General features: G+C 46.6%; 6 protein-coding genes and 1 pseudogene. 2 read left to right on the top strand and 5 right to left on the bottom strand.

All coding sequences use genetic code 11. The features are described 5' to 3' along the window. Positions 1–115: 115 nt before the first annotated feature. Positions 116–1,444, bottom strand: a complete 1,329-nt coding sequence (locus tag H6F76_RS14255) for a tetratricopeptide repeat protein (protein WP_190509129.1) — start codon at positions 1,442–1,444, stop codon at positions 116–118. Positions 1,445–1,725: 281 nt separating this feature from the next. Between H6F76_RS14255 and H6F76_RS30510 the strand changes: the two are divergent. Continuing rightward, a pseudogene (locus tag H6F76_RS30510) lies at positions 1,726–2,228 on the top strand (IS6 family transposase); the annotation flags it as partial. 426 nt (positions 2,229–2,654) lie between these two features. Here H6F76_RS30510 and H6F76_RS14235 read toward each other — a convergent pair. Then, on the bottom strand, positions 2,655–3,413 hold the full coding sequence (locus H6F76_RS14235) for a phytanoyl-CoA dioxygenase family protein (RefSeq protein ID WP_190509121.1): 759 nt from the start codon (positions 3,411–3,413) through the stop codon (positions 2,655–2,657). Positions 3,414–4,370: 957 nt separating this feature from the next. Then, entirely contained in the window at positions 4,371–5,069 is a 699-nt protein-coding gene (locus H6F76_RS14230; protein ID WP_199322114.1) for a hypothetical protein, read from the bottom strand. 25 nt (positions 5,070–5,094) lie between these two features. On the opposite strand from H6F76_RS14230, the gene H6F76_RS14225 reads away from it, so the two are divergent. Continuing rightward, the gene (locus H6F76_RS14225) at positions 5,095–5,343 is read left to right on the top strand and encodes a hypothetical protein (RefSeq protein ID WP_190509119.1); all 249 of its coding nucleotides are present in this window, start codon (positions 5,095–5,097) and stop codon (positions 5,341–5,343) included. 267 nt (positions 5,344–5,610) lie between these two features. Here the strand turns inward: H6F76_RS14225 and H6F76_RS14220 are convergent, their stop codons facing one another. Next, positions 5,611–5,946: a hypothetical protein gene (locus tag H6F76_RS14220; RefSeq protein ID WP_190509117.1), complete on the bottom strand. Its 336-nt coding sequence runs from the start codon at positions 5,944–5,946 to the stop codon at positions 5,611–5,613. 465 nt (positions 5,947–6,411) lie between these two features. Beyond that, positions 6,412–6,840 carry a hypothetical protein gene (locus H6F76_RS14215; RefSeq protein WP_190509115.1) on the bottom strand — a complete coding sequence of 143 codons (429 nt, stop codon included), beginning with the start codon at positions 6,838–6,840 and terminating at the stop codon, positions 6,412–6,414. Positions 6,841–6,961: the final 121 nt, after the last annotated feature.

Below are 6,961 nucleotides of genomic sequence, written 5' to 3'. Positions count from 1 at the left end.
TGTATGGATACGACCACTTTTGATAGTTTGAGCCGAAGTACAACTAGGGCAAGCACGCATCGGGGATTAGCACTTTGAACAGCACTGTTAATTTAGCAACATTACTTTTACACGACTACCGATTGTTATATGCAAAAGTATCTTCTATATCATCACTATTAGAAATTGCTCGCTCATAATTTCTAATAGCCAGCTTGTACTTACCCTGCTCAGCATACATAACTCCCAAATTATTACAAACTTCATCAATTTCAGAATCAAGCAGAGCTGCTTGAGCGTAATCAGCTAGGGCTTTATCTTTATCGCCTTTCATCGCGTAAGCAAGACCTCGATTGTTATAGGCCCTTGCCAAGTAAGCTTTCAGTTGTGCCTCTGAGCTGTTAACAAGGATATGAGTATCACGTTTTTGATTAGTGCAAACTATTTCCTGCGTACCACCTGTTGCATCTACATCAGATTCGCTGCGAGATGCTGGGCTGTAACTAGCAAGAACAATGGATGAAGTCTGTTGATCAATATTAGTACCTTCAAAATTCAATGAGGCATAAGGACTGTCGGATGTGAGTTCAATAGCTGTAGTAAAACCATCAATTGCTTGACCGTAATCAACTCCAGATTCAGAGAATAGAGCTTTATAGAAAAGAGCGTTACTACGGTAAAAGTGAACAAAGCTTTGATTTAGTTTAGACTTAGGCTCTTCAATCTCCTTGAGTTGCCCTAATGCCGTATCAAAATGATTAATTGCAGTATTGAAATGTTCAACTGTCTTTTCTAACTGCCCTGCTTTATAGTGTCCTAGCCCTATGGTAAAAAGAGTTAAATATGTCATCTCTGAAGATAGAGAATTAAACTGACTACTTACTTCAGCAGGAGTTAGTTGGTTGCTAAGAGGTGGTAAAGTCCATGAACCCTGTTCATTAACTGCTCCAATCGCTTCACCTACTCTAGAGAAGTCTAGAGGTGGATTCAGCAGTTCAAAGAGAGAGTTGATCCCTAGTTGAGGTCCCTTTTCTTCTAAAAACTCGTTATACCAACCCCAAATAAGAATAGTTGCTTTTTGCTGTTTTCCTTCACCAATAGCAGTGGGTCTTTGCTGTTCAGTAAAAGTTTTGCTTAAAGGACGAAATTTTATATTTTTCTCATTTTCAGTAGTAGTTGAAAATCTTAGCTTTTGTCGAATATTTGAACCAATATGAAATTTATCAATAGAGTCAGCTTCATGAAAGTCAGCAATAGAGAGAACTGTGCTAACAGAGGGAATATAATACGTCCACACGTAGAATATAGCAAAGACTATAAGAGGGGTAGCAACGGCACCTAAAACAGCAAAACGACGTTTTCTTTTATACTGTCGTCTTTCAGCTTGAACCCTAGCAAAATTACCATCAAATGGGATATATGGATACCAGAACTTGGCATAATAAATACAGGTCAGTGATAGCATTACGCTACCTATAATTAGTAGCAAGTTAGCGAGTTCGATATAGCCTCTTACTAACTGAAAAAATCCCAATATTATGCAGATAAAGTAAGCAGGAACAGCAACAAATTTAGCAAAACGACTTTGCTGTTTATTGAATGGAAATACTGAGTAGGAAATTATCTGCTTGATTGTAAAGACTGACAATCTTTTGGCGCAAGTCGCAGGAGTAAGGTCGCATCGAAAGAGAGAAAATCGGTTTATTCTGTTCCCTATCAGTGTACTGAGCAAACTTGCACACTGCTATAAAGCCCACGAATGATTCTTGGCGTGTAGACGAGACCCATATCAAAATCAAGGGGGTGTGGAAATATTTATATCGCGCTGTCGATTCAGCCGGTAACACCTTGGACTTTATGTTGAGCGCCAAGCGGGATAGCCAAGCAGCAGCACGCTTCTTTCGCAAAGTGTTGCAAGCCAGTCACGTCACCTAACCACGGGTGATCAACGTGGACAAAAATGCGGCTTATCCGGTTGCTATGGAAACGCTTAAAAGTGAACAAATGCTGGCACCAGAGACTCAACTGAGACAGGTGAAATACTTGAATAACCTGATTGAGCAAGACCATCGCAATATCAAGCGCATCACGAAACCGATGCTGGGGTTCAAGTCTTTCCCAGTGCTAGACGAACCTTAAGCAGGATCGAGGCGATGAATATGATTCGCAAAGGACAGGTTCAAGGTGTTGAAAAAGGTGAGGTCAGAGCACAAGTAGCATTCGTGTCGCAAATTTTTGGACTTGTTGCTCAATTGAGTCTAGATCAAGCCATTTGTTCGTTCCCGTTAGTTTTTGTGACAGAGCCATACAACCGATATTCAATTCCCACTGACCAAACCACCACCGATCCTGATAGCCAATCGGTTGGATCGGGGAAGAACTCACGCACCATCAAGAGGTTTGGCAATAGCTCTCTGAACGGGAACTGGGGCTTGAGTAGTACATAAATACTGTTGGCGAATGTGCTACAAGCAGGCTTACAGAAAGGTGACAAATGCTGGAACGCTTGATCTTTCGTTACTCACCAAGTCTTGTAGCACGCTTGATAGGGCAGTTGTAATACATTCGCCAATAACATCGGATGATACTCGAACCCCAACGATCGTGGCGACGACTGTCCTACAAGATACTTTACAGACGTCCTACAAGACACAGGACAGAAGAGCGATCGTGGTCTACGACTGTACTCTCTGCACATCCTTGAAAAGAGCAGAGCGAAACTCATAACCAAGTAACTGCCTCAGTTTCGGGCTTGCTTGCTCTATAAAAGTTTGCGACAAAGGTTGAGCGGGATCTTCCAGTGGTCGGATAAATTTTGGATTGTAATTCCCCAGTACCGAAACACGCGGCTGCTGTGATTGGTTAGTTGATGTGTCGTGCCAACAGAGTCCATGCGAAAGCACAACCGAGCCTGCCGTGCTAGTAACTTTCTGGGCCAAGGCCGCGAACGTCTTTGTCTCTGGGTATTGGCAATGCTTCTGGGTGCCTGCTGCAAACAAAGGCGCACCGTTGGTTTCGGTGAAGTCTTCCATCAGCCAGATTGCCTGCACCGCCATCACAGGCGTAGCTGGATAAGGAGGGGTCATGGTGAAATAGGGATAATCAACATGCGCTCCCATCTTGGTAGCACCTGGGTAGAGGATATGAGCAGAGAAGCCGCCAAGAGTCATATCGTTGCCCAAAATCGCTTCGGCCACTTCAATCACCCGGGGATGCTGTACCATCCGTGCAAAAATTTCTGCTTCCTCCAGCAACCGATAGAGCCGCGAACGCCCCTCGGACTTCAAAAAGCGTCCGGCTGGCTCTGCTGCCGCAAGTTTAAGAATGTGCAATCTGGCTTCAGCCATTTCGCTAGGCGCGCATAGGTCTGGCAATAAGACATAACCTTTGCCTTGAACAATCTCTTCTGCGATCGATGCTGTAGTAGCTTGCACGGGCTAATGTCCTTTCCATGATGTGATTGCTATCCCACCATACCGCTAGACCAGCCGTAAGCCTCAAACCAACGATTCTGCGAGCTAAACATGCTTGAACTAAAATTTTCGCCTAGCGCAAGTTTATGGGCAATGAAGCAGATCAGTCATCCTACAGGGCACAGGACAGAAGAGCGATCGCTGAGTCAGTGCTCCTTAAGCAAAGGACTTTAAGCCGTCTTATTAGGATGGGCAAGCGCTAGCACTGACACCGCTGTCAGCGTAACAAGCGCGAACCGCATCAACCTGCTCGGCAAAAGTTTTGAATAAATCACTTTCGTTTCTCCTTCGTTGTTTTATCGGCGAAGGCAGATGCTGTTGTGAGCCTAGCCGATGCTTGTAACTTTGCTAGTGAGTTTTAGTACCCCTTCATCAGAAGGACATCGCTTGTTTAATTTAGCTTCATCGTGTCAGGATGGCCGCTCGTTGTTGCTGTGGTGTCACTTCCAGATAGACGCTCAATTCATTCAGGGGTTGTTTGCATAACCCCTCAAAAAGGTATATTCCGCTTTGAGACGGTTAAGTCTTATTGTGATTCTCAGCAAGTTAATAGCCGTCAAAACGCTCTTATGTCGAGACTTCTGGCAATTTGCTGCCCTCTTACCTGTCTGCACAGTGCTCACTGCATCAGTGCTCTTCCTACCCAGAACTGTCTCAGAACGCATACCTTTCGAGACATCGCGATCAGCATGTCTCAACTCATGTCTCAAATTGCCTTTCTCACAAAGTCTAAGAGCTTATGAAACGCTGGAATACTTGGCATGAAGTTTTTTGACGCTTCTCGACTATGCAGCGTTTGCTTGAGTCGGAGACAAAGACCAGGTGGCTTCTTAAAATAAGACTCATTTGTCTTGTTGTGGACTATACCTTTTTGAGGGGTTGCGCAAAGAACCCCATGATCGGTCTGGTCTTTTGTTTTTAGTGATCGCGCCTTGGTGGAGTAGAGCTATTGCGAGCGTGAGTCCCCTGAGGCACCAGCGTCATCACCGACATCAGCGTCAATTCCATCAGTTCGACATACGCTTCAAGATCAACCTGATTTGCCAGCAGCATCTCCCGATACTGCTGCTTAATCTGGCTTAACTTTTGCATTGCAGTGGCTGGATCGGTTTGGAGCATTGCCTGCCATTCGTCTAGCAGCAACAGGGTATCCATCACAAACTGCTTGCGCTGCTTTTCCAACAGGTTGCGGCATTGCTCGACAAACGTTTGCGTTTTTTGTTGGAGTTGCTCATACATATCGCTGGTAATGGCACCATCAATAAACCGCAGGCGGTGCTCCTGGCGTAGTGCTTCAATGTCCCGCAAGGCTTGTTCAGGATCAGCCGCCAGCAGCGTTTGGAGTTCATTGATGCGGTTAGTCGTGGTGGTGACTAGCTTCAACGATCGCGCTTGGCGCCACCGTTGAAACAGCAACCCAACCAGGCTGCTGGTGCCCACAAGGAACACCCCCGCCTGGAGCTCACCATTGTTTTCCCAGTAGCGAATGAGTGCTGCACGCGGATCGCCCTGCTCGAAGACAGTCTGTGCCGCTGGGTGAATGTAGAACAGGCCCTTGCGCAGCAAGGTTGCTTCCTCGCCATTTTGCAGGTCTGGAACACGATCAATTCTCGACATCAAAAGGGTTTCCGATGCGCCTGGTATGTCTGTTGCTTCTCCAGTACCCACGCAGTATCTGTCGCTATTTTTTCGTACTGACAAACCCAATCGTCAAGTCATTGAAGCGGCTCTCTTTGGAGAAGCGCAGACAGATGAGGAGGAGGATTCAGACTATGAAGCTAAGATCGACGACTTCTTCGCGTTAGTTAATCGAGGGGAGAGCAAGTACGTTATTGTTTATGCTGATGACCAGCCTTCAGAAATATTCTTCGCTAGCTATTCCTTTGATTAAGCTGTAAGGTGTTGCGGCACAAAAATTTGGGTGCAGCGGCTTGACCGAAGCGGCTTGGGTGGGATGCCAAGAACCGAGCAACCGCTGACCTAAAACGTTATAACCAGCCAAGACAGTGGATCGGAACTGTGGGTCTAGTTTCTGACATCCGAACGCTGCTGTTGCCCATTGATCAGCAGGGCTAACGAGCAACTTGTGCTTTTCAACTTCAGGTGCATGGCTCCCAGAGACCGGGACTGCCGCCCTAGGGGGTGCGTTGCACTCAGATTAGGACGGGGCTGCCTGATGGCGCAGTGCCGCCTGTCGATTACGCTGTGCGAGTTTCGCTAAATCAACCTGCTGCTGCGCGTCCAACAGCTGCTCTCGCTGCAGAAACTCCGTAAGCACCTGAGCGAGCGCCGCTTCCAGCGGTCGCATCTGGTCACTTAACCAATGGTGCGTGGCAGCGGCTTCTGGCACTAACACGAGGCAATCTTCCTGAGTGTAGCGGCGAAACTGGCGGACACGGCGAAACAAATCGACCAAGTGCGCCGGGCATTCGCAGGCAATCACCTGGGCAGCTTCACAAATCACTTGCAGTTGCTCGTCGGAAAAGTCTGACATGGCTCAAATGGCTACTACTTTGGACAAGGTCACTGCCTCTAAAGTGCCCGCCGCCTGTACCTGTCAGTCAGCGAGATGGCTGAAATTTACCCAGTGGCTGTGCCTATAGCAGGGGCAGCGTGGCTAACGGTCCGCTGGCGCTGCCGCTGCTGGTCTCGCTCAGAATGGTCACACGCCTTGGAAGCTTGGCACATCGTAACAGTGATACTTTTGGTAGTCGCTTGGTGGTCTGCTGCCACCCGCAACTAGCCAAACGTTTTTAGGGCCTTTCAGAAACTGACCTTGACCAAAGAATCGGGGTTTCAGACTATAACTTTTGAGTTATCTATGCCAAATTCAGGTCACTCAAACTTGGTGGCACTGTTTCACACGTCTCTCGGCGCCTCATTGAACCTCGAACCCCATACGTTAAATCGGTTTATAGAAAACGCTATCCATAAAGTCTCTTTTGTCAGGTATGACAGCTCAAAAGGAAGCATCTTCAGTGTTAACTAAATTCAGTTCTGTGATTTGATGCTTGATGACTTGCACTGATTGGTAATTAGCGTTACCTAAAAAGGAGTTGAGATAAAGGTTGGCTCCATATTCAGCAAAGAGCGTGTATTCTCCAGAAGGTAAACCTACAGAAAAAACTCCTTTGGTATCACTCTTAACCCATCCCAGCAAGCTAGGATGCTGACGTGCTTGAGCAATCGGCCATTGAGGAGACCCGGGATTAGAAATTTGTCCTGAAAAAATCCAAACCGTTGTTTGAATGGGCTGAGGGCCATTTGCAACTGTACTCCCTACAGTTGGCATTTGATTCCCGCCCAACTTCTGAACAACACCTTGGATGCCCTGGTCCTGCTTCGGCATAATCGATGCATCAGGTGTCGTAGGAACTGCAAGAGACATAGAAGTAAGACAACTCAAGAACAGATTTAGCATAGTGTGAGCTAGTGGCTAGTTATTGGAATTTAGCCCCTATTGATGAGCTTTGTTTGGTTAGTGAAAGAAGTAGCTTGGTTCAAAGTCT

Origin of the sequence: Leptolyngbya sp. FACHB-321 (assembly GCF_014695975.1) — a bacterium.
Lineage (GTDB): Bacteria > Cyanobacteriota > Cyanobacteriia > Leptolyngbyales > Leptolyngbyaceae > Stenomitos.
Note: the sequence above shows the minus strand (reverse complement) of the source record. Positions and strands in the feature narration are given on the sequence as shown.

Bases quoted from the DNA above. Each gene is read 5' to 3' on its own strand.
- H6F76_RS14230 (WP_199322114.1), bottom strand. From the start codon at position 5,069: ATGTCGAGAATTGATCGTGTTCCAGACCTGCAAAATGGCGAGGAAGCA.
- H6F76_RS14215 (WP_190509115.1), bottom strand. From the start codon at position 6,840: ATGTCTCTTGCAGTTCCTACGACACCTGATGCATCGATTATGCCGAAG.
- H6F76_RS14225 (WP_190509119.1), top strand. From the start codon at position 5,095: ATGTCTGTTGCTTCTCCAGTACCCACGCAGTATCTGTCGCTATTTTTT.
- H6F76_RS14220 (WP_190509117.1), bottom strand. From the start codon at position 5,946: ATGTCAGACTTTTCCGACGAGCAACTGCAAGTGATTTGTGAAGCTGCC.
- H6F76_RS14255 (WP_190509129.1), bottom strand. From the start codon at position 1,444: ATGCTATCACTGACCTGTATTTATTATGCCAAGTTCTGGTATCCATAT.